Consider the following 26685-nt stretch of genomic DNA (forward strand, 5'->3'; position numbering starts at 1 on the left):
ATCCGTACCCATCGAGGAGTTGACCTGCCATGACCACCACCCGCACGGCCGTCGTCACCGGAGCGGCCCGCGGCATCGGGGCCGGTGTCGCGACGCGACTGGCCCGCGACGGTTTCGCTGTCGCCGTCGTCGACCTGGACGAGGCGGCCGGCGAGCCGGTCGCGGACGAGATCCGTGCCGCCGGCGGCCGGGCCCTGGCCGTGGGCGCCGACGTCGCCGACGAGCAGGCGGTACGGGCGGCCGTGGACCGGATCGCCGGAGAGCTGGGCGAGCCGACGATCCTCGTCAACAACGCCGGCATCACCCGGGACAACCTGCTGTTCAAGATGACCGCCGACGACTGGGACGCGGTCGTGAACGTGCACCTGCGGGGCTCGTTCCTCATGACACGGGCCGTGCAGGGCTACATGACCGGGGCCGGATGGGGGCGGATCGTCAACCTGTCCAGCACCTCCGCCCTGGGCAACCGGGGCCAGGCCAACTACGCGGCCGCGAAGGCGGGGCTGCAGGGCTTCACGAAGACCCTCGCCCTCGAACTCGGCAAGTTCGGTGTCACGGCGAACGCGATCGCGCCGGGGTTCATCGAGACCGAGATGACCGCCGCCACCGCGGCCCGGCTCGGCGTGCCGTTCGAGGAGTTCAAGCGGGCCGCCGCGGCGCAGATCCCGGTCGCCCGCACCGGCACGCCGGAGGACATCGCGCACGCCGTGTCGTTCCTGGTCAGCGAGGGCGCCGGCTTCGTGTCGGGCCAGGTGCTGTACGTGGCCGGCGGGCCGAAGGCCTGAGTGGAGGGAGCGACGATGAAGGTCTTCCAGGGCATCGAGGAGCTGGAGCGGGCGGTCGGCACCCACCTGGGATATTCGGACTGGCACCGGATCACCCAGCAGCAGATCGACGCCTTCGCCGAGGCCACCGGCGACCACCAGTGGATCCACGTCGACCCGGTGCGGGCGGCGCAGAGCCCCTTCGGCGGCACCATCGCCCACGGCTACCTGACGCTGTCGCTGGTGCCCATGCTGGTCTGGCAGGTCTACCGCGTCGACGGGGTGCGCATGGGCGTCAACTACGGCGCCAACAAGCTGCGCTTCCCCGCCCCGGTCCCCGTCGACTCGGAGGTGCGCGCCGGCGTGGAGCTGCTGTCGCTGGTGCCCGGCGGCGGTGGCCACCAGCTGACCGCGAAGGTGACCGTCGAGGTGGCCGGCGCCGCGAAGCCGGCCTGCGTCGTCGAGACCGTCAGCGTCCTGGTCCCGTGACCGCAACCGCGCCGCCGGACCTGCCGGGCCTCGACCTGGCCCGGCTCGGCGACTGGTTCGCCGCCGCGGTGCCCGGGGCGGCGCGGCTCACGACCGCCCGGCTGGTCACCGGCGGGAAGTCCAACCTCACCTACGAGGTCGGCGACGGGCGGAGCACCTGGATCGTGCGGCGCCCCCCGCTGGGGCACGTGCTGTCGACCGCGCACGACATGGCCCGGGAGTACCGGGTCATGTCGGCGCTGCGCGCCACCAGCGTGCCGGTGCCGGTGACCTGGGCGCTCTGCGCGGACGACGGCGTGCTGGGCGCGCCGTTCTACGTGATGGAGCGGGTCACCGGCAGGGCGTACCGGCACGCGGCCGAACTGGAGCCGCTCGGCACGGACCGCACCCGGGCCATCTCGACCCGGCTGGTCGACACCCTGGCCACCCTGCACGCGGTCGACCCGGCGGCCGTGGGACTGGCCGACTTCGGCCGGCCCGCGGGATTCCTGGCCCGGCAGGTGCGGCGGTGGAAGACACAGCTCGACGCGTCGTACTGCCGGGACCTGCCCGCCGCCGACGAGCTGCACGCCCGGCTGGCGGCCGGCGTGCCGGCCGACTCGGCGCCGGGCATCGTGCACGGCGACTACCGGCTCGACAACGTCCTCGTCGACGAGAGCGACCGCCTCACCGCGGTCGTCGACTGGGAGATGGCCACCCTCGGCGACCCGCTCACCGACCTGGCGCTGCTGGTGCTCTACCAGCGTCTCGGCCGGCTCGTCGGTCCGGCGGTGGCCGAGGCGTCGTCCGCGCCCGGCTTCCTCACCGAGGACGAGATCCTCGACCGGTACGCGGCGGCGAGCGGCCGCGCCCTTCCGCCCCTCGGCTTCCACCTCGGCCTGGCGGCCTTCAAGCTGGCCACCATCCTCGAGGGCATCCACGTCCGCCACCTGCGTGGCCAGACCGTCGGCGCCGGCTTCGACCAGCTCGGCGAGGTCACCGAGCTGCTCCTCGACGCCGGCCTGACCTACCTGAAGGAGCACTGATGGACTTCTCCCTGGACCCGCGGACCGAGGGGCTGCGCGACAACCTCCTGGACTTCATGGACCGCCAGATCCACCCGGCCGAGCCGGTCTTCCACGAGCAGCTCGGTCAGCTCGGCGACCGCTGGGCCTGGGACTCGGTGCCGGTGCTCGCGCGGCTGCGCACCGAGGCCCGCAAGCGGGGGCTGTGGAACCTCTTCCTGCCCGGCGAGCACGGTGCCGGGCTGACCAACCTCCAGTACGCCCCGCTCGCGGAGATCACCGGCCGGAGCCATCTGGCGCCCGCCGTGCTGAACTGCGCCGCTCCGGACACCGGCAACATGGAGGTGCTGGCGATGTTCGGCACCGCGCAGCAGCGCAAGCAGTGGCTGGAACCGCTGCTGGACGGCGAGATCCGGTCGTCGTTCGCCATGACGGAGCCCGACGTGGCCTCGTCGGACGCCACGAACATCGCCACCCGGATCGAGCGGGACGGCGACCATTACGTGATCAACGGCCGGAAGTGGTGGATCACCGGCGCCATGAACCCCAACGCGCGGATCCTCATCGTCATGGGCCGGACCGATCCGCACGCCGAGCGGCACCGCCAGCAGTCCATGGTGCTGGTCCCGCGGGACGCCCCCGGCCTGGAGATCGTCCGGGGCATGGCGGTGTTCGGGTACGACGACCACGACCACGGCGGGCACGCCGAGCTGGCGTTCCACGACGTCCGCGTGCCGGCGGAGAACCTCATCGGCGGCGAGGGCGACGGTTTCGCCATCGCACAGGCCCGGCTCGGCCCGGGCCGCATCCACCACTGCATGCGCTCGATCGGCCTGGCCGAGCGGGCCATCGAGCTGATGTGCGCCCGCGCCGAGCAGCGGGTCGCGTTCGGCCGCCCGCTGGCCGAGCAGGGCGTGATCCGGGAGTGGATCGCCGAGTCCCGGGTGCGGATCGAGCAGCTGCGCCTTCTCGTGCTCAAGACGGCCTGGCTCATGGACACGGTCGGCAACAAGGGCGCGCACACCGAGATCCAGGCCATCAAGATCGCCACCCCGGCGACCGTGCAGTGGATCCTGGACAAGGCCATCCAGGTGCACGGCGCCGCCGGGCTGTCCCAGGACTTCCCGCTGGCGGCCGCGTACGCCGGCATCCGCACGCTGCGGTTCGCCGACGGGCCCGACGAGGTGCACCGCAACGCCCTGGCCCGGCAGGAGCTGCGGCGGCAGGCCGCCGCCCGGCAGCGGGTCGGCGGCGAGCGCCCGACGATCTAGGGTGGTGGGCATGGCAGGCCCCACCCCCTCCGCCGCCGGGAATCCGCTCACCGTGCTCACCCTCGACGAGTTGCGGCGGCGCAGCAGCGTGAAGTGGCGGATGCACCCGCCGGACGTGCTTCCCCTCTGGGTCGCCGAGCAGGACGTGCCGCTCGCTCCCGCGGTGGCGGACGTGCTGCGCCGCGCGGTCGACCTCGGCGACACCGGCTACCCGCACGGGACGGCGTACGCCGAGGCGCTCGGCGAGTTCGCCGCCGACCGCTGGGGCTGGACCGGCTTCCGCGTCGACCACACCACCGTCGTGCCCGACGTGATGATGGGCATCGTCGAGGTGCTCCGGCTGGTGACCGACCCCGGCGACGCCGTGGTCGTCTGCTCCCCCGTCTACCCGCCCTTCTACGCCTTCGTCAGCCACGCCGGCCGGCGGGTGATCGAGGCGCCGCTCGGGCCGGACCTGCGGCTGGACCACGCCGCCCTGGACGAGGCGTTCCGCCGGGCCCGGGCGCTCGGCCGGCGGCCCGCGTTGCTGCTGTGCAACCCGCACAACCCGACCGGCGTGGTCCACCGCCGCGACGAACTGGAGGCCGTCGCCGACCTGGCCGACCGGCACGGCGTACGCGTCGTCTCCGACGAGATCCACGCCCCGCTGGCGCTGCCCGGCGCTGAGTTCACCCCGTACCTCACGGTGGCCGGCGCGGAGAACGCGTTCGCCCTGACCTCGGCCTCCAAGGCGTGGAACCTCGCCGGCCTCAAGGCGGCGCTCGCGGTGGCCGGGCCGCGGGCCGCCGCCGACCTGCGCCGTATGCCGGAGGAGGTCAGCCACGGCCCCAGCCACCTGGGCGTCCTCGCGCACACCGCCGCGTTCCGAGCCGGCGGGCCGTGGCTCGACCGCCTCCTCGACGGTCTCGACGCCAACCGCACCCTGCTGGAATCCCTGCTGGCGAAGCACCTCCCGGCCGTCACCCACCGCCGCCCGGAGGGCACCTACCTCGCCTGGCTGGACTGCACCGCACTGGGCATCCCCACCGAGGCGCCGGCCGACGAGCCCGGGGTGGCGAGCGACCTCGCCTGGCCGGCGCGGTTCTTCCTCGACCGGGCGCGGGTCGCCCTCAGCTCGGGGCACGTCTTCGGCACCGGCGGAGCCGGCTTCGTACGCCTCAACTTCGCCACGTCCCCGGCGATCCTCACCGAGGCCGTCACCCGCATGGGCCGGGCCGCCGACGCGCGCCGCCCGCAGGACTGAACCCCGTTCCGGTCCGGCCGGGAGCGTGGCTGGTGGCTGGGCTCACGGGTGTACCGCCGTTTCGCGCCGATCCGGGTCGGGTATCTCGGCGCATGCCGGCGGGCCGGAGTCCGATGTGACCGGCGCCGTCCGTCGACAGGCATGAGGGGAAAGGCAGGTCACTCGGTGGTGAATTCGTCCGTGAGGCCGACGATGTCGAGGACCGTGACGGTGATCCGGGAGGGCCTGCGCAGCACCAGGGCGCACCCGGCCGAGCCGGCTCGCCGGCGGACCGTCAGCAGCGCGTTGACGCCGGCGGCGCAGAAGAAGCTGACCCGGCTCAGGTCGAGCACCAGCACCGGCGGCGGCTGGCCGGACAGCAGCCGGTTCACGAGGGCCACGAGCGGGTCGACGGTCGACAGGTCGACCGCGCCCCCGATCTCCACCACGACCGCCGGGCCCTCCCGGGCGAGCGCGAGGGACAGTGCGGGTGGCCGGACGTTCTCCCGTGCCGACGGGTGCTGCGCCTGATCGACGGACATGAGCTGCTCCTCGGGGCGAGGGGTTGCCGGACCGGGTTGATGTCCCCGGCTCGCCGTCGGCGGCCCGGCACTGGTCCTGGGCTCATGTCCGAACCCATCTCGACCCTAGCCCCGTTCCGCCCGATTGGCACCCTGCTGAGCGCAGGAAATGTGTGCTCCTCGACAAGGAAAGCCGGTCAGCGCTCCCCCGCGACGGCCGGCGACTGGACCTCAGGAGGTAGCGGTGTCCGATGCTGCTGACCCCCATCTGGGCTCGGCCTCCGGCCGGCTGCTCACGCTGCTGGCCGATTCGCGTCACGTGGACGTGTTCCTGGACGACATCGTCCGGGTCGCGGCCGAGGTGGTCACCCCCGCCGTGGCCTGCGGGCTGACGGTGCGCCGGGACGGCGGGGCCTTCACCGTCGCGAGCAGCGGCGACCTGGCCGCACAGGGCGACGAGATCCAGTACGGGGCCGACGAGGGCCCCTGTCTCGAGGCGCTCCGCCGGGGGGAGGCCGTCGAGGTGCTGGACCTGCGCGACGACGGGCGCTGGAGCCGCTACCGGGAACACGCGCTCCGCCTGGGCATCATCAGCTCGCTGTCGCTGCCGATGACTGTGGACGGCGAGACCGTCGGGGCGTTGAACCTCTACGCCACGGAGCCGCACGCGTTCAGCGGCCGGGTACGCCGGCAGGCCCTGGCGTTCTGCGACCACGGGTCGGCGGCGCTGGGCGTCATCCTCCGCCAGGCCGACCAGGCGCTCCTGCACGAGCAACTCACCCACGCGATGGCGTCCCGCGGCATCATCGACCAGGCCCTCGGGGTGATCATGGGCCAGCAGCGGTGCACCGCCACCCAGGCGTTCGCGCTGCTCCGGCGGGCGTCGCAGAACCGCAACCGCAAGCTGCGGGACGTGGCCGCCGAGATCATCACCCAGGTCACCGGCGAGTCGCCGGAGCCCGGTGCCGGATTCATGGCGCCCGGCCAGCAGACGTGAGAGCGGCGGCGGCCGCGGAGTCGTCCGCGGCCGCCGCCGGTCGGGCAGAACGGGTCAGCGCTTGCGCAGCGGGGCGAGCGCGTCGCTCCAGGCCACGACCTGGTCCAGGGTGGCGTTGAGCGCGTCGGCCTGGAACTGGTTGGGCTTGAAGACGCTGAAGTTCTCGAAGTCGGTGAAGAGCGACAGTGCCACCTGCGACCGCACGTCCGCCATCTGCAGCTCGCCGGCGATCAGCCGCAGGTGCTCCACGGCCCGGGCGCCGCCCACGGAGCCGTAGCTGACGAACCCGACGGCCTTGTTGTTCCACTCGGCGTAGAGGTAGTCGATGGCGTTCTTCAGGGCGCCCGAGGTGGAGTGGTTGTACTCCGGCGTGACCATCACGAACCCGTCGAACGACGCGATGGTGCTGGCCCAGCGCAGCGTGTGCGGCTGGGTGTACTGGCCCATCGAGGGCGGGTAGGCCTCGTCCAGGTGCGGCAGCTGGTAGTCGAGCAGGTCGACGAGCTCGTACTGCGCGTCGCCGCGCTGCTTGGCGACGTCGACCACCCAGCGGGCGACCGCCTCGCCGTTGCGGCCCGGGCGGGTGCTGCCGAGGATGATTCCGATCCTGGTCATGTCGTGGTGCCCTTCCGAAGTACTTGCCTGGTCAAGCACACGCTAACCATTGGTTGCTTCGTCAAGCAAACGTCTGTGCTGTGGCGGCCGCCACCGCATCGACCCGTCATTGCTCGGTCAAGCAAGTAGGATGGAGGCATGTCCGCCGCCGCACCGGAACCGCTGCGCCCCCTCGACGCCGAGGAGGAGGCCCTGGTGCGCTCGCTGGGCCGGATCATGCACGTGCTGCCCCGGGCGATCGACGCCGACATGGTGGGCGAACGCCAGCTGCCGCTCACCGAGTACACGGCACTGATGCACCTCTCCGAGGCGCCGGAGCGACGGATGCGGATGAGCGACCTCGCCTCCGCGTGCCAGCTCTCCCTCAGTGGGATGACGCGCACCATCGCCCGGCTGGAGACGCAGGGCCTGGCCAAGCGGGTCAAGTGCGCCGAGGACGCGCGCGGGTGGAACGCCGTCCTCACCGACGCCGGCCTCGCCCGGCTCCAGGAGTCCTGGCCGAGCCACCTGGCCAGCGTGCGGCGACGGTTCCTCGACCACTTCGAGGGCATCGACCTCGTCCAGCTGGCCCGCGCGTTCCAGCGCGTCGGCACGGCCGACTGAGCCCGCACGGCGCCCGGGACCGCCCGCCGGTCCGGCCGTCCGCGGCGCGGGTGGCCGGACCGGAGCCGATCAGCTGAGCAGTTCCCGGACCCGCGGGATGACCCGCGTGCCGTAGAGCTCGATGGCGGACATGAGGGCGCCGTGCGACAGGCCGCCCATGCCGTACTTCATCTCGAAGCGGTTCGCGCCGAGCAGGGGGAGGTTCGCGGCGATCTTCCGGGCGACGGTCTCGGGCGACCCGACGTAGAGCGCGCCGTGCGGCCCCACCTCCCGCAGGAAGGACTCCCGGGTGGGTACGGCGAAGCCGCGGGTGCGGGCCACCCGGCGGATGACCTCCTGGTAGCGGGGGAAGAACTCCTCGCGGGCCTGCTCGTCGGTGGCGGCGACATGGCCGGGCGAGTGCACGCCGATGGGCAGGGGATCCCTGCCGAGCTGCGTACGCGCCTGGTGGAACAGGCGGGAGAACGGGGCGAAGCGGGCCGGCGACCCGCCGATGATCGCGAGCATGAGGGCGTAGTCGTACCGGGCGGCGCGGATCACCGACTGCGGGTTGCCGCCGACACCGATCCAGGCCGGGAAGGGTCCCGACTCGGTGTGCGGCACGACGTCCTGCTCGTGCAGCGGCGCCCGCATCGTGCCCTTCCAGGTCACCGGCCCGCCCTTGCGCAGCTCGGCGAAGAGCTGCGCCTTCTCCTCGAACAGCTGCTCGTAGTCGGCCAGGTCGTAGCCGAACAGCGGGAACGAGTCGACGCTCGACCCCCGGCCGAGGATCACCTCGGCCCGGCCGCCGGAGACCGCGTCCAGGGTGGAGTAGCGCTGGAAGACGCGTACCGGGTCGTCGGAGCTGAGCACCGTGACGGCCGACCCGAGGCGGATCCGTCTGGTGCGGGCGGCGATCGCGCCCAGCACCACGTCGGCGGCGGAGAGCGGGAAGTCGTCGGTGTGGTGCTCACCGATGCCGAAGAAGTCCACGCCGACCTGCTCCGCGAGGACGCCCTGCTCGACGATGTCGCGGATCGTGCGGGCGTGCGAGACCGGACGGTCGTCGGCGTCGTGGGTGACGTCGCCGAAGGTGTCCAGGCCGAGCACGAGGGGGAAGGCGGCCGGGCGTACCGGGTCCGCCGACGGTGCTGACGTCATGATGAGCCTCTGTCCGTGTGGTGGGTGCGGGCCAGCGCCCGCGTGAACTCGGTCCGGCCCAGCGGCACGCCGAAGACCGGGCTGCCGGGTTGCAGGAGGCGGCCGGCCCGCAGGCTGTCCAGCCGCACCGCGTCGTAGCCGACGCGGTCGATCAGGTCCGCCACGGCCCGCACCGCGGCCGGGTCGTCGCCGGCGACGCCCAGCGCGCGGCGGTCCGGCGCGCCGGCCGGGCGGCGGTCGTCCTCCAGCTCGTGGTAGCCGATGTGGTTCAACGTCTTCACGACCGTCGACCGGGCGAGCCGGCGCTGGACGATCTCGCTGCTGCCGTACGCCGGATCGTCGAACATCGCCTGGACGCCGTCGACGGGCGGCCAGTAGTTCATGGTGTCCACCACGAGCTTGCCGGCGAGCAGGGCGGGATCGAGGTCCGGGAACCGGTGCAGCGGTATCGCCAGCACGACGATCCCGGCGTCCGCGACGGCGTCGGCCGCCCAGCGCGCCTGCGCGCCGGGGGCCAGCACGTCGGTGATCAGGGCGATCTTCGCCGGGTCGCCGGAGGCCGCGATGCTCACCGGATACCCGGCGGCCAACGCGACGCGGGCGAGCACCGGCCCGGTGTGCCCGGCGCCGAGCACGGCCGTCCGCGGCCGGGACGACAGGATCGTCGTCGCGGCCGGCCCTGCGGCCCCTGCGCCGCGATCGTCGTCACCCATGCCCGCCACCCCATTTCCTTGACCAGTCAAGCATATCCCGCCTGCTTGACTGATCAAGGATTGCGCCGGTCACACTCTCGGGATGTGATGGGGTGGAGCCGCCAGGGCCCGGGCGGGCCGCCAAAAAGTTTTGTGAGGTTCCTACAACTGGCGCCGCTCAGGGTTCGGCGGTTACGACATGGCGCCGCCCGCCGGCAGCGGGAAAGGTGATCACTGCCGGGGGCCGTCGCCTCGCGGCGCGTACATCGTGGGTCCAACGGAGGGGTCGGTCGGGTGTTCAGCCGTATCGCCATCGTCAACCGTGGAGAGGCCGCGATGCGGCTCATCCACGCCGTCCGGGAGCTGGCCGCGGAGACCGGGACCCGGATCGAGACCGTAGCCCTGCACACCGACGTCGACCGCGACGCCACGTTCGTGCGGGAGGCCGACGTCGCCTACGACCTCGGTCCCGCGTCCGCGCGCCCGTACCTGAACCTGACGGTGCTGGAGCGCGCGCTGGTGGAAACCCGGGCCGACGCCGCCTGGGTCGGCTGGGGCTTCGTGGCCGAGGACCCGGCCTTCGCCGAGCTGTGCGAGAAGATCGGGGTCACCTTCGTCGGGCCGAGCCCGGAGGCCATGCGCCAGCTCGGTGACAAGATCGGCGCGAAGCTGATCGCCGAGGAGGTCGGCGTGCCGGTCGCGCCGTGGAGCCGGGGCGCCGTCGAGACCCTGGACGCCGCGCGGGCGGCGGCGGCCGAGATCGGCTACCCGCTGATGCTGAAGGCCACGGCCGGCGGCGGCGGGCGCGGCATCCGCGTCATCACGAGCGAGGCCGAGCTGGACGACGCGTACGAGCGCACCAGCCAGGAGGCCGCGCGGGCGTTCGGCAGCGGCATCGTGTTCCTGGAGCGCCTGGTCACCGGCGCCCGGCACGTCGAGGTCCAGGTGATCGCCGACGGCCAGGGCACCGCGTGGGCGCTCGGTGTCCGGGACTGCTCGGTGCAGCGGCGCAACCAGAAGGTCATCGAGGAGTCGGCGTCGCCGGTGCTCAGCCCGGAGCAGGCCGCCGAGCTCAAGGCGTCGGCCGAGCGGCTGGCCGTCGCGGTCGGCTACCGCGGCGCCGCGACCGTCGAGTTCCTCTACCACCCCGGCGACCGGCTGTTCGCGTTCCTCGAGGTCAACACGCGCCTGCAGGTGGAGCACCCGATCACCGAGTCGACCACCGGGTTCGACCTGGTCAAGGCGCAGCTGCACGTGGCCTCGGGCGGGCGCCTCGTCGGCGAGCCGCCGGTGGAGCGGGGGCACGCCATCGAGGCCCGGCTGAACGCCGAGGACCCCGACCGCGACTTCGCGCCCTCCCCCGGTCGCATCGCCCGGCTGGACCTCCCCGCGGGGCCGGGTATCCGGGTGGACACCGGCGTGAGCGAGGGCGACACCATCCCCGCCGACTTCGACTCGATGATCGCGAAGATCATCGCCTACGGCCGGGACCGCGACGAGGCCCTCGGCCGGCTGCGCCGGGCCATGGCGAACACCACGGTGATCATCGAGGGCGGCGCCACGAACAAGAGCTTCGTGCTCGACCTGCTCGACCAGCCCGAGGTGATCGACGCCAGCGCGGACACCGGCTGGATCGACCGGGTCCGCGGCGAGGGTCGGCTCGTCGCGCACCGGCACTCCGCCGTCGCGCTGGCGGCCGCCGCCATCGAGGCGTACGAGGAGGAGGAGCGCGTCGAGCGGCAGCGGCTGCTGTCGACGGCGTTCGGCGGGCGCCCGCAGGTGCAGCACTCCAGCGGCGGGCCGCTGGACCTCAAGCTGCGTGGCGTGGGCTACCGGATGCGCGTGGCGCGGGTCGGCGCGGACCGGTTCCGGGTCGGCATCGAGACGGCCGGCGGCGTGCGGACCGCCGACGTCGAGCTGGACCGCTTCGACGAGCACACCGGGCAGATCGTCGTCAACGGCGCCCGGTACCGCCTGCTCACCGACACGTACGGGCCGATCCACCTGGTCGAGGTGGACGGCGTGACCCACCGGGTCAGCCGGGACGAGGGCGGCGTGCTCCGCTCCCCCATGCCCGCGCTGGTCGTGGCCACGCCGCTGGCCGTCGGCGCCGAGGTCGAGGCGGGCGCGCCGGTGCTGGTGCTGGAGGCCATGAAGATGGAGACGGTGCTGCGGGCGCCGTTCCGGGCGCGACTGAAGGAGTGCGCCGTCTCCGTGGGCAGCCAGGTGGAGGCCGGCGCGCCGCTGCTGCGGCTGGAGCCGGTCGCCGACGAGGGCGCCGAGGCCGCCGACGGCCCGCCCGCGGCCGAGGTCGAGCTGGACCTGCCCGCCGGGCCGGGCGAGGTCCCGGCGCGCAGGCGGGCCGCCCGCGGCCAGGAGGATCTGCGCGGCCTGCTGCTGGGCTTCGACGTCGACCCGCACGACGACCGCCGGGTGCTCGACGACTACCTCGCCGCCCGGCGGGCGGCCACCGAGGAGGGGCACCGGCCGCTGGCCGAGGAACTCGACCTCGTCAACGTCTTCGCCGATCTCGCCGAGCTGAGCCGGAACCGGCCGACGGGCGAGGACGGCGACGGCCACGTCCCGAGCGCTCGGGAGTACTTCCACACCTACCTGCAGAGCCTGGACATCGAGCGGGCCGGGCTGCCGGCCGCGTTCCAGGCCAAGCTCGCCAAGGCGCTCGGCCACTACGGTGTCACCGACCTGGAGCGCTCCCCCGCGCTCGAGGCGGCCGTGTTCCGGATCTTCCTGGCCCAGCAGCGGGCCTCCGCCGACGCCACGGTCATTGCGACGCTGCTGCGCTCGTGGCTGCGGGAGCCGCCGCCGGACGAGAGCCTGCGCGAGCCCGTGGGCCTCGGCCTGGAGCGGCTGGTCGCCGCGACGCAGGTCCGCTTCCCGGTGGTCGCCGACCTCGCCCGCGGCGTGGTCTTCGCGTGGTTCGCCCAGCCGCTGCTGCGCCGCAACCGCGCCCGTGTCTACGCCGAGGTCCGCGGGCACCTGCGCCACCTGGACGCGCAGCCGGACGCCCCGGACCGCGCCGAGCGTGTCGCGGCGATGGTACGCAGCACCGAACCCCTCGTCCGGCTGCTCGGCCAGCGGCTGGTGCGCGACCACCTCGACAACGCCGTGATGCTGGAGGTGCTGACCCGGCGGTACTACGGGAACAAGGGGCTCACCGGCGTCCACACCCGCGAGGTCGCGGGCTGCACGTTCGTGGTCGCCGAGCGCGCGGAGTCGAGCGTGGTCTCCGCCGCGGTGCGCTTCGACGCGCTCGGCGGCGCGCTGGACGGGCTCGCCGAGCTGGCGGGCGGCGCGGACGCCATCGACGCCGACATCTACCTGGCGTGGGAGGACCAGCCCGAGGACTTCGACGCGATGGCCGCCGCGCTGCACGAGGTCGTCCGGGCGCACCCGCTGCCGCCGCAGGTCCGCCGGGTCACCACCACGGTGGCGGGCCGGGCCGGTGCCGTCATGCACCACCACTTCACCTTCCGCCCGTCCGGCGACGGCATGGCCGAGGAACGGCTGATCCGCGGCCTGCACCCGTACATCGCCCAGCGGATGCAGCTGGAGCGGCTGCACAAGTTCGACCTGACCCGGCTCCCGTCGGCCGACGAGGAGGTCTACCTCTTCCAGTGCGTGGCCCGCGAGAACCCGTCGGACCAGCGCCTCGTGGCGTTCGCGCAGGTGCGCGACCTCACCGAGCTGCGCGAGCAGGACGGGCGGCTGGTCGCGCTGCCGACGACCGAGGACACCGTGGCGGCCTGCCTCGACTCGATCCGCCGGGCGCAGTCGCGGCGGCCGGCGAAGACGCGCTTCCAGACCAACCGGATCGTGATCTACGTCTGGCCGCCGAGTGAGCTGACCCGCGAGGAGATGGAGATGATCGCCGGGCGGGTACGCCCGACGACCGCGGGCGCCGGGCTGGAGGAGATCCTCTTCATCGCACGGCAGCGCGACCGGCGGACCGGCGAGCTGACCAAGATCGCCGTGCGGATCTCGTTCACCGCCACCGGGGTCGCCGAGCTGAGCGTCGGCGAGCCGCCGGTCGACCCGGTCGAGCCGCTGGACGACTACCGGCTGAAGGTGCTGCGCGCGAGCAGCCGCAACACGGTCTACCCGTACGAGCTGACCGGCCTGCTCGGCGACTTCGTCGAGCACGACCTCGACGAGAAGCACGCGCTGGTGCCCGTCGACCGGCCCCGGGGGCGCAACACCGCGGCGATCGTCGCGGGCGTGGTCACCACGCCGACCCCGCGGCACCCGCAGGGCGTCACCCGGGTCGTGCTCCTCGGCGACCCCACGAAGTCGCTCGGAGCGCTGTCGGAGCCGGAGTGCCGCCGCGTCATCGCCGCGCTGGACCTGGCCGAGCGGATGCGGGTGCCGCTGGAGTGGTACGCGCTGTCCGCCGGCGCCCGGATCTCCATGACGTCCGGCACCGAGAACATGGACTGGGTGGCGGCCGCGCTCAAGCGGATCGTCGAGTTCACCCAGGACGGCGGTGAGATCAACATCGTGGTGGCGGGCATCAACGTCGGGGCGCAGCCGTACTGGAACGCCGAGGCGACGATGCTCATGCACACCCGGGGCGTGCTCGTCATGACGCCCGACTCGGCGATGGTGCTCACCGGCAAGCAGTCCCTCGACTTCTCCGGCGGCGTGTCGGCCGAGGACAACTTCGGCATCGGCGGCTACGACCGGGTGATGGGGCCGAACGGGCAGGCGCAGTACTGGGCGCCGAACCTTCCGGCCGCCCGGGACGTGCTCATGGCGCACTACGAGCACACGTACGTGGCGCCCGGCGAGTCGGCGCCGCGGCGGGCCACCACGACCGACCCCGTCGACCGGGACATCTCGCCGTTCCCGCACACCGTGGCCGGCAGCGACTTCACGACGGTCGGCGAGATCTTCTCCGCCACGGCCAACCCGGACCGGAAGAAGCCGTTCGACATCCGGACGGTGATGCGGGCCCTGGCCGACCAGGACCATCCGGTGCTGGAGCGCTGGGCGGGCATGGCCGACGCGGAGACCGCGGTGGTGCAGGACGTGCACCTCGGCGGCATCCCGGTGTGCCTGCTCGGCATCGAGTCCCGGTCGGTGCCGCGGCGCGGCTTCCCGCCCACCGACGGCCCCGACACCTACACGGCGGGCACCCTGTTCCCGCGCTCGTCGAAGAAGGCCGCGCGGGCGATCAACGCGGCCAGCGGCAACCGGCCGCTGGTGGTGCTGGCGAACCTGTCGGGCTTCGACGGCTCGCCCGAGTCGATGCGCAAGCTGCAACTGGAGTACGGCGCCGAGATCGGCCGGGCCATCGTGAACTTCCGCGGGCCCATCGTGTTCTGCGTGATCTCGCGCTACCACGGCGGGGCGTTCGTGGTGTTCTCCAAGGCGTTGAACCCCGACATGACCGTGCTGGCGCTGGAGGGCTCGTTCGCCTCGGTGCTGGGCGGCGCCCCGGCCGCCGCGGTGGTCTTCTCCGGCGACGTCAACGCCCGCACAGCCGCCGACCCGCGGGTGCGGGACCTGGAGGCCCGCGTGGCGGCCGCCTCCGGCGCCGACCGCGCCGCGCTGACCGCCGAGCTGGACGAGCTGCGCTCGTCGGTGCGCGCGGAGAAGCTGGGCGAGGTGGCCACGGAGTTCGACCGCGTGCACTCCATCCAGCGCGCCGTCGAGGTGGGCTCCGTCGACGCGGTCATCCGCGCGGCGGAACTGCGCCCGCGCGTCATCGAGGCGATCGAGTCCCACCTGCGGTGACCGGCCGGCGCGGTCGGGGCGAGCGCCCCGACCGCGCGGCGGTCTCAGGGCATGACGAAGGGCCCCGGAGCGAACTCCGGGGCCCTTCGTGGTGCGCGGGGATTACTTGGTGAGCGGGGACAGCTTCGGGTCGTTGGCGTACGCCTCGGCCGCGTTGGCCTTGGTGACGGCCACCGGCGGCAGGAGGTAGGTGTCCACGACCTTGACGCCGTTGTTGTACGACTTGGTGTCGTTGACCTCGGGGGTGTTACCGGCCTGCAGGGCCTTCACCATCTCGATGGTCTGCTTCACCAGGTTCCGGGTGTCCTTGTTGATCGTCATGTACTGCTCGCCAGCCATGATCGACTTGACCGACTCGACCTCGGAGTCCTGGCCGGTGACGACCGGGATCTTCTTGCCGGCGCCCTTGATCGAGGTGATGATCGCGCGGGCCAGGGTGTCGTTCGGGGAGAGGACGCCGTCCAGCTCCTTGTTGCCGTAGGTCGAGGTCAGCAGCTGGTCCATGCGGGCCTGCGCACCCTCGGCCTTCCAGCCCTGGATGGCGGTCTGCTTCACGTCGGTCTGCTTCGAGGCGACGACGACGTTGCCCTTGTCGATCTCCGGCTTGAGCACGTCCATGGCGCCGTTGAAGAAGACACCGGCGTTGTTGTCGTCCGGCGAGCCGGAGAACAGCTCGATGTTGTACGGGCCGTTCGGCTTCTTGGCCTTCATGCCGTCCAGCAGGGCCTGGCCCTGGAGCTGGCCGACCTTGAAGTTGTCGAACGCGACGTAGTAGTCGAGGTCCGGGGTGTTGGTGATGAGCCGGTCGTACGCGATGACCTTCGCGCCGGCGGCGTGCGCCGCGGCGACCTGGGTCGACAGCTGCGCGGCGTCGGTCGCGCCGATGACGATGACCTTGGCACCCTTGGTCACCATGGCGGTGATCTGGGCCTGCTGGTCGGCGACGGTGGTCGACGCGCCGGCGTACTGCACGTCGCTCTTGAAGCCGGCCTCCTTGAGGCCGTTGGTGAACAGGTCACCGGCGAGGACCCAGTTCTCCGAGGTCTTCGACGGCAGGGCGACGCCGATCAGGGAGTCGGCCGCGAAGCCCTTGGTGTCGCCGCCCTTGGCGCCGCCGGTGTCGCCGTCGCGGCCGGAGCCGCAGGCGGTGGCGGTCAGGGCCAGCGCGGCGATGGCGCCGATGGCCATCGACTTGCCGATCAGTTTACGCATGGCTGGTGGTGCCCTTCTGGAGAGGTGATACGGGGTGTGAGGCGGGGTGGAACGTCAGCTCGGCACGGCCGTGCGGGCGGTTTCCCGTTCCGCGTCGGGTGGTGCCGTGGGCGGGGTCGGGGTGTCGCGGCGGAACGAGCGGGTGAGGCTCCCGATGATCGAGAACTTGCCCTGCTTCTTGTTGTAGACGTCGAGCGCGACGGCCAGCAGAAGCACCAGGCCCTTGATGATCTGGACCCGGTCGGTGCCGACGCCGAGCAGCTGCAGACCGTTGTTCAGGACGGCCATGACCAGACCGCCGACGATCGAGCCGCTGATGGTGCCGATGCCGCCGGAGACGGCCGCGCCACCGATGAAGACGGCCGCGATGGCGTCCAGTTCCCAACCGTTGCCGTCCTGCGGGCCGGAGGCCGCCGAACGGGCCACGAAGATCATGCCGGCCAGGGAGGCCAGGACGGCCATGTTCATCATGACGAAGAAGTTGACCCGCTTGAGCTTCACACCGGAGAGTTCGGCGGCCCGCGAGTTGCCACCGACGGCGTAGATGTGCCGGCCGGCGGCGGTGTTGCGGGTGTAGAAGGAGTAGGCCAGCACCAGCGCCACCAGGATGATGCCGGAGACCGGGAAGCTCGTGCCGACCCGGCCGCTGGCGAACCGCAGCGAGGCGAAGACGATCACGCCGACCATGACGGCCATCCGGAGCACCGAGATCCACATCGGGGCCGGGTCGGCGTCCATCTCGCGGCGGGTCTTGCGGGCCTGGAACTCCCGCCACACCACGGCCACACAGGCGGCCAGGCCGAGCAGGAGCGTCAGGTTGTTGTAGCCGGTGTCCGGGCCGACCTCGGGCAGGAAGCCCGAGCCGATCACCCGGAAGCCCTCCGGCACCGCGATCGTGTTCGCGTTGCCGATGAACTGGTTGCCGCCCCGGAAGAGCAGCATGCCGGCCAGGGTGACGATGAACGCCGGCACCCCGATGTAGGCGACCCAGAAGCCCTGCCAGGCGCCGATGATGGCGCCGATCGCCAGGCCGAACAGGATGGCGACGGGCCAGGGCAGCGACCACTCCGCCATCGACTTGGCCACCAGGATGCCGGTGAAGGCGGCGATCGAGCCGACCGACAGGTCGATGTGCCCGGCGACGATCACCATCAGCATGCCGATGGCCAGGATGAGGATGTACGAGTTCTGGTTGAACAGTGCGATCAGGTTGTCCGACCGCAGGGTCAGGCCGTCCGTGAGGATCTGGAACAGGACGACGATCGCCACCAGGGTGAAGATCATCCCGAACTGGCGGGCGTTGGACGTGGTCCCTCCGAAGAGGTTCTTCTGCAGGTCCTTGATTCGGCTCATCGTGTCTGCATCTTCTTCGTCGAGGTCATCTGCTTCATGAGGGTTTCCGGGTCCGCGTCCTGCCGGGCGATCTCGCCGGTGATGGTGCCTTCGAACACGGTGTAGATGCGGTCGCAGAGCCCGATCAGCTCGGGCAGCTCCGAGGAGATGACGACGACGCCCTTCCCCTGGTCGGCGAGCCGCTGGATGATGCCGTAGATCTCGTACTTGGCGCCCACGTCGATGCCGCGGGTCGGCTCGTCGAGGATCAGGAGGTCCGGGTCCGTGAACATCCACTTCGCCAGGACGACCTTCTGCTGGTTGCCGCCCGAGAGCTTGGAGACGCCCTCGTCGACCGTCGGCGCCTTGGTGCGCAGCTCCCGGCGGTAGGACTCGGCTGCCTTGTACTCCGCGACCTCGTCGAGGACCCCGTGGCGCGAGATCTTCGACAGCTTGGCGGCGACCGTCGAGGTCTTGATGTCGTCGAGCAGGTTCAGGCCGATCGCCTTGCGGTCCTCGCTGACGTAGGCGAGCCCGTGGGCGATCGCGTCCGCCACCGACTTCAGGACGATCTCCTTGCCGTCCTTGATGATCGTGCCGGACTCGTACACCCCGTAGGAGCGGCCGAAGACGCTCATGGCCAGCTCGGTACGGCCGGCGCCCATCAGGCCGGCGAAGCCGACGATCTCGCCGCGCCGCACCGTGAAGCTCTCGTTCTTGCAGACCTGCCGCTCGGCGGAGATCGGGTGCCGGACGTTCCAGTTCCGGACCTCGAAGAAGACCTCGCCGATCTTGGGGGTGTGGTCCGGGAACCGGCTGTGCAGCTCCCGACCGACCATGCCGCGCACGATCCGGTCCTCGTCGACGCCGTCCGCCTTGACGTTCAGCGTCTCGACGGTGCGGCCGTCCCGAATGATCGTGATCTGGTCGGCGATCGCCTCGATCTCGTTGAGCTTGTGCGAGATCATGATCGAGGTGATGCCCCGCGAGCGGAAACCGCGCAGCAGGTCCAGCAGGTGCTGGGAGTCGGCCTCGTTGAGGGCGGCCGTGGGCTCGTCCAGGATGAGCAGCTTGACGTCCTTGGCGAACGCCTTGGCGATCTCCACGAGCTGCTGCTTGCCGACGCCGATGTCCTTGACCAGGGTGTCCGGGTCCTCCCGCAGGCCGACCCGGGCCATCAGGTCCAGAGCCATCCGGTTCGCGGCCTTCCAGTCGATCGCCCCCCGCTTGCGCGGTTCGTTGCCGAGGAAGATGTTCTCGGCGATCGACATGCCCGGGATGAGCGCGAGCTCCTGGTGGATGATCACGATGCCGGCGTTCTCGCTCGCCCGGATGTCGGAGAAGCGGGTCTCGGCGCCCTGGTAGATGATCTGCCCGTCGTAGCTGCCGTACGGGTAGACCCCGCTGAGCACCTTCATGAGCGTCGACTTGCCGGCGCCGTTCTCGCCGACGATGGCGTGGATCTCACCGGCGCGGACCACCAGGTTGACGTCGGCCAGGGCCTTGACGCCGGGGAACTCCTTGGTGATGGAGCGCATCTCCAGGAGGACGGGCAGATCGCTCATCGCTCCCACCTTGCCAACGTCATGGCCGCCTCCGCGGGTTATGACCTTCGCTCACTTTTCGTTGTCGTGGGCAAGGAAATCTCGTCGGAGGCGCTTCCGCAAGTGCCCAGGTCGCTCTTTTGCGTAACAAGTCGGTAATATCGACCGCCACGCTCAGTGACCTTCGCGACGCGCCGGAGGCTTGCCGACAAGCGCCGCAGGGGTGCTAGCGACCAACCCATGACAACGTTGACGCCGCATCGTATAACGCTGTTCCCGAACCGTCCTCGTGACCCGGGCCGGCCCGGCGCCGCGGGGTCGCGACCACCGGCCCGAGGCTGCGATCTTGCGCCATCCGGGTGTCATAATTCCCGCCATGACCGCTGACCGGAAGGCTGGTCGACCGAGCCTGGCCCAGGTCGCGGCGCTGTCCGGCGTGTCGGTCAAGACGGCCTCCCGGGCCCTCGGGGGGGAGCCCCGGGTGGCGCCGGAGACCCGGTCGCGGGTGCGCGACGCCGCCGACCAGCTCGGCTACCGGCTGAACGGGGTGGCGCGGGAGCTGCGCCGCGGCGCGAGCACCTCCACGCTGGTGGGCCTGCTCATCGGGGACCTGGCGAACCCGTTCTACTCGCGGCTGGCCGGCGGCCTGGAGCGGGACCTGCGCATGCGGGGCCTCCAGTTGATCACCGCGAGCACCGACGAGGACCCGGAGTGGGAGCGGCGGCTCGCCGACGCCCTGCTGGAACGGCGGGTGCGCGGGCTCGTGATCGCCTCGACCGCCACCGCGCACGCCCACTTCGCGGCCGAACACCGCCACGGCATCCCGTTCGTGTTCGTGGACCGGCCGCCCGTCGAGCTGGCCGCGGACACCGTCCTGCTGGACAACCACCACGGCGCCCGGCAGGCCGGCGTCCACCTGACCGCGGCCGGCCACCGGCGCATCGGGGTGGTGGGCGACCTGTCCCGCCTGAGCACGCACCGTGACCGGCTGGACGGCTTCGCCGCCGCCATGCGCGTGGCCGGCGTGGCGAACTGGGCGGACTACCTGGTGGAGAACGCGCACGACGTCGCGGCCGCCGAGCAGGCCGTGCTCGGCCTGCTCGGCCGCACCGCACCGCCGACCGCCCTGTTCACCATGAACAACCGGATCACCCTGGGCGCCCTGCGGGCCCTGCGGGGGCACCCCGCCCCGCCCGCGCTGGTCGGCTTCGACGAGGTGGACCTCGGCGACGTGCTGGGCGTGAGCGTCGTGGCGCACGACCCGGAGGACATGGGCCGGCGGGCCGCCGAACTGCTGCTCGACCGGATCGACGGCCATCGGGGACCGGCCCGGCAGGTGGTGATCCCGACCCGGCTGCTGGCCCGGGGCTCCGGCGAACGGCCGCCAACCCCCGCGGCGACGGCCGGCTCCTAGCGCGCGGCGTCGAGCCGCGTCGCGAGCGAGAGAACCCTGCCGGGCCGTCGGGCTGGTCGAGCAGGACAGGCACCGCGACCGCGGGCACTCGGGCGGTCCGCCATTGACACGCACCTCTCGGACCTCTACACAGGACGGTGACACCCGTCGATGACAACGATGTCACGGAGTGTCGCCCGCGCCTCAAGGAGGATCGCCTCATGCTCCGATCAGGCCCGTCCCGTCTGCTCACCCTGGTGGCCACCGTCGTCACCGGAGCGTCCACACTCGTCGCGGTCGCCTCGCCCGCCGCGGCGGCACCGCTCGCCCTCACCCCGTACGTGAACCCGTTCATCGGCACCGACGACAGCAACGCGCCCAACCCGGTGGGCGGGGGCGCCGGGGGCAGCACCGTCCCCGGCCCGGTGCAGCCCTTCGGCATGGTGCAGCTGAGCCCGGACACCCCCACCGCCTCACCGTCCGGCTACCGCTTCAGCGACACCCAGATCGAGGAGTTCAGCCTCACCCACTTCAACGGCGCCGGCTGCCCCAACAACGAGGACCTCGGGATCCTGCCGGTCACCGGCGCGCTCGGCGCCTCGCCGGGCACCTCGTGGACCGCCTACCGGGCCACCCAGGACAAGGCCCAGGAACAGGCCCGGCCCGGCTTCTACCGGGCGGTGCTCAGCAACTACGGCAATACCCGCGTCGAGGCGTCGGCCACCCAGCGCAGCGCCATCCTGCGGCTGACCTATCCCGCCACCAGCACCGCGCGGGTGCTCGTCAACACCAGCCGCAGCGCCACCGGCAGTCGTGCCGGCTCGATCCAGATCAGCGGCTCCACCGTGACCGGCAGCGTCACGGGCGGCGGCTTCTGCGGCAACAGCCGGACCTACCAGATCTTCTACCGGATGGAGTTCGACCGCGCCCCGAGCGGCGTCGGCACCTGGCTCGGCGGCACCGTCACCGCCGGCTCCACGAGTGCCAGCGGCACCAACTCCGGCGGCTACCTGACCTTCGACACCTCCGCCAACCCCGTGGTGCAGGTCAAGGTCGGCATCTCCTTCGTGAGCGCGGCCGGCGCGCAGGCCAACCTCGCCGCCGAGCAGTCGGGCTTCGCGTTCGACACCGTCCGCGCCAACGCCGACGCGCAGTGGAACGCGATCCTCAACCGCGTGCAGGTCACCGGCGGCTCCACCGCCGACCTCCAGAAGTTCTACACCGCGCTGTACCGCGTGTTCATCAACCCCAACCTGGCCAACGACGTCGACGGGCAGTACCGCGGCTTCGACAACGCCGTCCACACGGCCGCCCACCCGGTCTACCAGAACTATTCCGGCTGGGACATCTACCGGTCCTGGGCCGCGCTGATCGCCTTCCTGGCGCCCGCCGAGGCGACCGACATCGCCCGGTCCATGGTGCTCGACGGCCAGCAGGGCGGCCTGCTGCCGAAGTGGTCGCACAACACCAACGAGGCCTTCGTCATGACCGGTGACCCCGGCCCCATCGTCGTCGACAGCATGTACCAGTTCGGCGCCCGCGGCTTCGACACCGCGGCCGCCCTGGCCCTCATGAAGAAGAGCTCCGCCGGAGGCACCACCCAGGGCAGCCCGATCCGCGGCCGGCAGAGCGGCTACGTCCAACGCCACTACATCGACGGCGACCCGTCCGACTCGCTGGAGTACTCCGCCAGCGACTTCGCGGTGGCCCAGTTCGCCCGGGCCCTGGGCGACACCGCCACGTACGACACGCACATGGCGCGGGCGCAGTGGTGGCGCAACACGTTCAACACCGAGTCGGGCTACATCCACCCGCGCAACGCCGACGGCACCTGGCCGTGGCCCCTCGACCCGGCCAGCCAGTCCAACTACGTCGAGGGCAACGCCTCGCAGTACACCTGGATGGTCCCGTACAACCTCGGCGCCCTGATCGACCTCATGGGCGGGCGGCAGACCGCCGTCCAGCGGCTCGACCACCACTTCACGCAGACCAACGGCGGGCAGTCGCAGCCGTACTTCTACATCGGCAACGAGCCGGAGCACGGGGTCCCGTGGGCCTACCACTTCGCGGCGGCGCCGGCCGGCACCAGCGCCGCGGTCCGGCGGATCATGAACGAGTCGTTCACCACCGGCCCCGGCGGCCTGCCCGGCAACGACGACCTGGGCGCCACCTCCGCCTGGTACGTCTGGTCCGCCCTCGGCATGTACCCGCCCACCCCGGGCGCGGACACCCTCGCCCTGCACGGTCCGATCTTCCCGTCGATCCTCGTGGACCGGCCGGCCGGTGACGTCCAGATCACCGCCGCCAACGCCGGTCAGGGCAACCAGTACGTGCAGAGCCTCGCCGTGAACGGGTCGGCCAGCCGGCGCACCTGGCTGCGCTACGGCGACCTCGCGGGCGGCGCCACCCTGTCGTACACGATGGGCGGCACGCCGTCGGTGTGGGGCACCGACCCGGCCGACGCGCCGCCGTCGTTCACCGACGGGGCCAGCCCGCCGGCCGCCGCACCGGACCTGGGCGCCAACCTGGCCGCCGGCCGGCCGGCCACCGGATCCGCCGCGTGCAACGCCGCCGAGGGGCCGGAGAAGGCGTTCGACGGACGCCTCGGCAGCGCCAGCAAGTGGTGCTCGCTCGCCTCCGGCACCAAGTTCCTCCAGGTCGACCTCGGCGCGAACCGGACCGTCGGTTCCTTCGTCGTCAAGCACGCCGGGCTCGGCGGCGAGAACACCGGCTGGAACACCGGCGCCTTCACCATCGACACCAGCACCGACGGCAGCACCTGGACGACCCGTGCCGCCGTCTCCGGCAACCGCGCGAGCCGCACCTACCACCCCGTCCCCGCCACGACGGCCCGGTACGTCCGGCTCACCGTCACCACACCCACCAACAACGGCAACACCGCCGCCCGCATCGGCGAGTTCGAGGTGTACGGGACCGCCGGCGCGACGAACCTGGCGTTGAACCGGCCCGCCACCGCCGACTCGCAGTGCGCGAGCACGGAGGGGCCCGAGAAGGCCGTCAACGGCAGCACCTCCGGCGGCAACTCCGACAAGTGGTGCGCGACCGGCGGCACGAAGTCGCTCCGCATCGACCTGGGCGCCGCCCACCACCTCCAGTCGGTCACCGTCCACCACGCCGCCGCGGGCGGGGAGGATCCCGCCTGGAACACGCGGGACTTCGACCTGCAGGTCTCCCCCGACGGGTCGGCGTGGACGACGGTCGCCCAGGTGCGCGGCAACACGGCGGGCGTGACCAACCATCCGGTGTCCGTCGACGGCAGGTACGTGGTCGTCAAGGTGCTCACCCCCACCCAGACCACCGACGTGGCCGCCCGCCTCTACGAGGTCGAGGTCTTCGGCACCTGACCGTGGGCAGGCTCGGACGGCGGCCGGTGCTCGCGGGGCACCGGCCGCCGCCGGAGCGGAAAAGGGCGTGCGGTTCGGGCGGTGACCGCTCTACCGTGCCCGGCGTGACCCTGGACATCGTGAGCCTGGCCGAGCGCCCCGACCTGGCGCCGCGGCTCGACACCGACTTCGACGGCGCCTGGCCGCAGTTCATGCTCTGGGACCCGATGGGCTCGGTCTACTACAGCGTGGCCCACGACCTCTATCCCGAGTTCGTCTTCGCCGCCGTCGACCCGGCCGAGCCGGGCCGGGCCGTCGCCCGGGCGTACGCCGTGCCGCTGCGCTGGACGGAGGACGAGCTGCCCGACGGCGGCTGGGACCGGATGATCCAGCGGGCCGCGGTCAACCGGCTCACCGGCGCCACCCCGAACCTGGTCTCCGCCCTGGAGATCTGCGTGCGGCCGGACCGGCGCGGCGGCGGGGTGTCCGGGCTCATGCTCGCGGCGATGCGCGAGGCGGTCGCCCGGCAGGGCTTCGACACCCTGGTCGCGCCCGTGCGCCCGAACGGCAAGGCCGCCGTTCCGGACCTGCCGATGGCCGAGTACGCGGCCCGGGTCCGCCCCGACGGCCTGCCGGTCGACCCGTGGCTGCGGGTGCACGTGCGGGCCGGCGGGGTGATCGAGCGGGTCGCGCCCCGGTCGATGGCGGTCACCGGCACCCTGACCGACTGGCGGCGGTGGACCGGGCTGCCGTTCGACGCCAGCGGGCCGGTGCACGTGCCGGGCGCGCTGGCGCCCGTGCTGGTCGACGTCGCCCATGACCACGCCGCCTACGTCGAGCCGAACGTCTGGGTGCGGCACCGGCTGTAGCGGTCAGGCCGGCCAGGCGTGACCGATCCCGTCGAGCAGGAGCACGACCCCCTCGGTGGCCGCCTCCCGGTCCCGGGAGATCTCCCGGTATTCCGGCGAGGTGGACCAGCGCTCGAAGTCCTCCCGGTTGTCGAAGGACATGAGCACGACCTTCTCGTGCGGCCAGGTCCCCTCGACCACCCGCGGGGACGCGTCGGCGGCGAGCAGCCGGCCGCCGTGCCGGGCCAGCACGGGCAGGAAGGCGGCGACGTACCGGTCGTAGCGCTTCCGGTCGTGGACGGTGATCTGCGCGAGGGCGTAGACGGTCACCGGCCCAGGCTACGCACCGGTACGCGCCGCCGGTGTCCCCCGGCCCGGCAGCGGAGGGTCGCCTACCGGCCGACCGTGCGGACGGTGAAGTTCCGGAACGAGCCGACCGCGCCCTGGCCGAAGGCGCGCTCCGCGGGCGGGACGGAGACGCTGTAGGGCGCGTACCGCGGGTCGCAGGTGCCCGGGCCGGTGGCCTCCGGCGGGGTGCAGCCGTACTGGAACGGGAAGGCGTCCAGCAGGCTGAACAGGCCGTGCGCCATCGAGAACGACCGGATCTTCCCGGCCAGCGGTTCGCCGGGGCCCAGGGACGGGTACGTGCCGGTCCAGGCGACACCCTGCCGGTCCAGCGGCACGCCCACCTGCCCGACCCGGGCGACCACGATGCCGTCCAGCAGGTACGTCACGCTGGCGTGCCCGCCCGCCTCGCGATAGCGGATCGCGACCCGGTGCGGCACTCCCGGCGTGATCGGCACCTCCCGGACGATCTGCGTGTACGCTCGGTCGAGCCCGACCTCGGCGGCGCCCGGGCAGTCCGGGTTGCCGGTGTTGCCGGTGACCGTGCTGGGCAGCCGCTCGATCAGCGGAAACGCGCGGGTGCCGGAGACGAACCAGTCGAACAGCTGCCCGGTGCAGAAGTCGATCATGTTGAGCACGACGGCCGCCTGCTGTCCCTCCAGGACCGGGGCGGCGTAGGGGCGGGCGTCCGGTCCGGCGACGGCCGCGGAGCCGGGCGGGCCGTACCGGCCGTGGACCACGTGCCCGCCGGTCGCGCCGGGGGTGCGCGCCGTGACGTCCACGGAGAACTCGACCGACCCCTGCCGGGGCACCGGGAAGGTGCGGTTGCTGACCGCCATGTACTTGAGGTGGTCGTAGACGCTGTAGTCCACACCGGTCTTGAACGGCACGTCGGTCACGGTGAGCACCCCGTCGTCGACGGTGCGGGTCGCGTTGTCCAGCGGGCCGTAGATGTTCGACCATTTCCGCTCGTACTCGGCCAGGTCCGCCGAGTCGTAGTGCACCACCTCGGGCCGCGAGCCCGGCGCCGCCGCGGCGGCCGGCGCCGCCACTCCCGGACACCCGACCACGACCACGACCGTCGCCGCGCCCGTCACCCGGCGGAACCTGTCCCGTCTGCGCACGTCGTCCTCCCTGCGGGGGGCTCGGGAGCCGCGCCGGCGGTGGCGGCTCCACCTCGAACCATCGTCGGAGGTGGATGCGGTCGGGACATCCACCGCACGGCGCGGCCGGCCGGCCTGGACGTCGGGACGCCCTGCCGGGCCGGCCCCGGCCGGGCGACGGCAGGATCCACCACCGTGGACCGTCGGGTCGCGGACCGGGGCGGCAGGGGAACTGTCAACTGCCCGAACCGCCCTGGCCATGTCGCGCCTGACCTGCGGATACTGAACTCAGAGGCCAGCGGCCGCGCTGCGCCGGTTGGGGGGCAGCCACCATGATCGACGAGCAGACCCAACCCGAGACCACACCGCAGACCCCGCCGCCGGCACCGCCCGTCGAGAGCGGCGGGAGCGGCGGGAGCGGCGGGAGCGGCGGGAGCGGCGGGAGCGGCGGGAGCGGCGGGAGCGGCGGGAGCGGCGGGAGCGGCGGGAGCG

Annotated in this window: 20 protein-coding genes; 11 read left to right on the top strand and 9 right to left on the bottom strand. The window is 72.4% G+C overall.

Annotated features, from left to right (window positions below; translation table 11 throughout):
* Nucleotides 1-29: 29 nt before the first annotated feature.
* Genes fabG through GA0070214_RS02125 form a run of 5 tightly spaced genes read left to right on the top strand, consistent with a single transcriptional unit; the run spans nucleotide 30 to nucleotide 4771 of the window.
* Nucleotides 30-785 carry a 3-oxoacyl-ACP reductase FabG gene (gene fabG / locus GA0070214_RS02105; protein WP_091258391.1) on the top strand — a complete coding sequence of 252 codons (756 nt, stop codon included), beginning with the start codon at nucleotides 30-32 and terminating at the stop codon, nucleotides 783-785.
* Nucleotides 786-800: 15 nt separating this feature from the next.
* Nucleotides 801-1253 carry a MaoC family dehydratase gene (locus GA0070214_RS02110; RefSeq protein WP_091258393.1) on the top strand — a complete coding sequence of 151 codons (453 nt, stop codon included), beginning with the start codon at nucleotides 801-803 and terminating at the stop codon, nucleotides 1251-1253.
* On the top strand, nucleotides 1250-2278 hold the full coding sequence (locus tag GA0070214_RS02115) for a phosphotransferase family protein (RefSeq protein ID WP_091258394.1): 1029 nt from the start codon (nucleotides 1250-1252) through the stop codon (nucleotides 2276-2278). The genes GA0070214_RS02110 and GA0070214_RS02115 overlap by 4 nt, the downstream gene beginning before the upstream one ends.
* Nucleotides 2278-3528 (top strand): acyl-CoA dehydrogenase family protein, encoded by a 1251-nt coding sequence (locus GA0070214_RS02120; protein WP_091258396.1) that lies wholly within the window; start codon nucleotides 2278-2280, stop codon nucleotides 3526-3528. The genes GA0070214_RS02115 and GA0070214_RS02120 overlap by 1 nt, the downstream gene beginning before the upstream one ends.
* Before the next feature lie 10 nt (nucleotides 3529-3538).
* Nucleotides 3539-4771 (top strand): MalY/PatB family protein, encoded by a 1233-nt coding sequence (locus GA0070214_RS02125; protein ID WP_091259815.1) that lies wholly within the window; start codon nucleotides 3539-3541, stop codon nucleotides 4769-4771.
* A gap of 158 nt (nucleotides 4772-4929) precedes the next feature.
* Here GA0070214_RS02125 and GA0070214_RS02130 read toward each other — a convergent pair whose 3' ends face one another.
* Entirely contained in the window at nucleotides 4930-5292 is a 363-nt protein-coding gene (locus GA0070214_RS02130) for an STAS domain-containing protein (RefSeq protein WP_091258398.1), read from the bottom strand.
* Nucleotides 5293-5515: 223 nt separating this feature from the next.
* On the opposite strand from GA0070214_RS02130, the gene GA0070214_RS02135 reads away from it, so the two are divergent.
* Nucleotides 5516-6268 (top strand): GAF and ANTAR domain-containing protein, encoded by a 753-nt coding sequence (locus tag GA0070214_RS02135; RefSeq protein WP_167364173.1) that lies wholly within the window; start codon nucleotides 5516-5518, stop codon nucleotides 6266-6268.
* 54 nt (nucleotides 6269-6322) lie between these two features.
* On the opposite strand, the gene GA0070214_RS02140 is transcribed toward GA0070214_RS02135, so the two are convergent.
* On the bottom strand, nucleotides 6323-6883 hold the full coding sequence (locus GA0070214_RS02140; RefSeq protein ID WP_091258402.1) for an NADPH-dependent FMN reductase: 561 nt from the start codon (nucleotides 6881-6883) through the stop codon (nucleotides 6323-6325).
* 138 nt (nucleotides 6884-7021) lie between these two features.
* Here GA0070214_RS02140 and GA0070214_RS02145 point away from each other — a divergent pair, with 138 nt between their 5' ends.
* Nucleotides 7022-7486: a MarR family winged helix-turn-helix transcriptional regulator gene (locus GA0070214_RS02145; protein WP_091258404.1), complete on the top strand. Its 465-nt coding sequence runs from the start codon at nucleotides 7022-7024 to the stop codon at nucleotides 7484-7486.
* A 69-nt stretch (nucleotides 7487-7555) separates the two neighbouring features.
* Here GA0070214_RS02145 and GA0070214_RS02150 read toward each other — a convergent pair whose 3' ends face one another.
* Both GA0070214_RS02150 and GA0070214_RS02155 read right to left on the bottom strand, forming a co-directional pair.
* Nucleotides 7556-8626, bottom strand: a complete 1071-nt coding sequence (locus GA0070214_RS02150; RefSeq protein ID WP_091258406.1) for an LLM class flavin-dependent oxidoreductase — start codon at nucleotides 8624-8626, stop codon at nucleotides 7556-7558.
* A complete protein-coding gene (locus GA0070214_RS02155; protein WP_091258408.1) occupies nucleotides 8623-9339 on the bottom strand; it encodes an NADPH-dependent F420 reductase in 717 nt (238 codons plus the stop codon). The genes GA0070214_RS02150 and GA0070214_RS02155 overlap by 4 nt, the downstream gene beginning before the upstream one ends.
* A 273-nt stretch (nucleotides 9340-9612) precedes the next feature.
* Between GA0070214_RS02155 and GA0070214_RS02160 the strand changes: the two genes are divergently transcribed.
* Nucleotides 9613-15072 (top strand): ATP-binding protein, encoded by a 5460-nt coding sequence (locus GA0070214_RS02160; RefSeq protein WP_091258411.1) that lies wholly within the window; start codon nucleotides 9613-9615, stop codon nucleotides 15070-15072.
* Nucleotides 15073-15174: 102 nt separating this feature from the next.
* Here the strand turns inward: GA0070214_RS02160 and GA0070214_RS02165 are convergent, their stop codons facing one another.
* Genes GA0070214_RS02165 through mmsA form a run of 3 tightly spaced genes read right to left on the bottom strand, consistent with a single transcriptional unit; the run spans nucleotide 15175 to nucleotide 19181 of the window.
* A complete protein-coding gene (locus GA0070214_RS02165) occupies nucleotides 15175-16284 on the bottom strand; it encodes a substrate-binding domain-containing protein (protein WP_091258413.1) in 1110 nt (369 codons plus the stop codon).
* A gap of 54 nt (nucleotides 16285-16338) precedes the next feature.
* Nucleotides 16339-17637, bottom strand: coding sequence for a multiple monosaccharide ABC transporter permease (mmsB, locus tag GA0070214_RS02170; RefSeq protein ID WP_091258415.1), 1299 nt, complete (start codon nucleotides 17635-17637; stop codon nucleotides 16339-16341).
* The gene (gene mmsA, locus GA0070214_RS02175) at nucleotides 17634-19181 is read right to left on the bottom strand and encodes a multiple monosaccharide ABC transporter ATP-binding protein (protein ID WP_091258417.1); all 1548 of its coding nucleotides are present in this window, start codon (nucleotides 19179-19181) and stop codon (nucleotides 17634-17636) included. Before mmsA ends, mmsB begins: the two co-directional genes overlap by 4 nt.
* Before the next feature lie 355 nt (nucleotides 19182-19536).
* Here mmsA and GA0070214_RS02180 point away from each other — a divergent pair, with 355 nt between their 5' ends.
* The 3 genes from GA0070214_RS02180 (at nucleotide 19537) to GA0070214_RS02190 (ending at nucleotide 24766) form a co-directional block, all read left to right on the top strand.
* Nucleotides 19537-20574 (top strand): LacI family DNA-binding transcriptional regulator, encoded by a 1038-nt coding sequence (locus tag GA0070214_RS02180; protein WP_091258419.1) that lies wholly within the window; start codon nucleotides 19537-19539, stop codon nucleotides 20572-20574.
* Between the two features lie 200 nt (nucleotides 20575-20774).
* On the top strand, nucleotides 20775-23918 hold the full coding sequence (locus tag GA0070214_RS02185; protein WP_091258421.1) for a GH92 family glycosyl hydrolase: 3144 nt from the start codon (nucleotides 20775-20777) through the stop codon (nucleotides 23916-23918).
* A 104-nt stretch (nucleotides 23919-24022) separates the two neighbouring features.
* Nucleotides 24023-24766, top strand: coding sequence for an N-acetyltransferase (locus tag GA0070214_RS02190; RefSeq protein WP_244167507.1), 744 nt, complete (start codon nucleotides 24023-24025; stop codon nucleotides 24764-24766).
* 3 nt (nucleotides 24767-24769) lie between these two features.
* On the opposite strand, the gene GA0070214_RS02195 is transcribed toward GA0070214_RS02190, so the two are convergent.
* Together GA0070214_RS02195 and GA0070214_RS02200 are read right to left on the bottom strand one after the other, a co-directional pair.
* Nucleotides 24770-25075: a DUF1330 domain-containing protein gene (locus tag GA0070214_RS02195; protein ID WP_091258422.1), complete on the bottom strand. Its 306-nt coding sequence runs from the start codon at nucleotides 25073-25075 to the stop codon at nucleotides 24770-24772.
* A gap of 62 nt (nucleotides 25076-25137) precedes the next feature.
* A complete protein-coding gene (locus GA0070214_RS02200; RefSeq protein ID WP_139141734.1) occupies nucleotides 25138-26214 on the bottom strand; it encodes a DUF6081 family protein in 1077 nt (358 codons plus the stop codon).
* Nucleotides 26215-26685: the final 471 nt, after the last annotated feature.

The organism is Micromonospora chaiyaphumensis (assembly GCF_900091435.1).
GTDB lineage: Bacteria > Actinomycetota > Actinomycetes > Mycobacteriales > Micromonosporaceae > Micromonospora > Micromonospora chaiyaphumensis.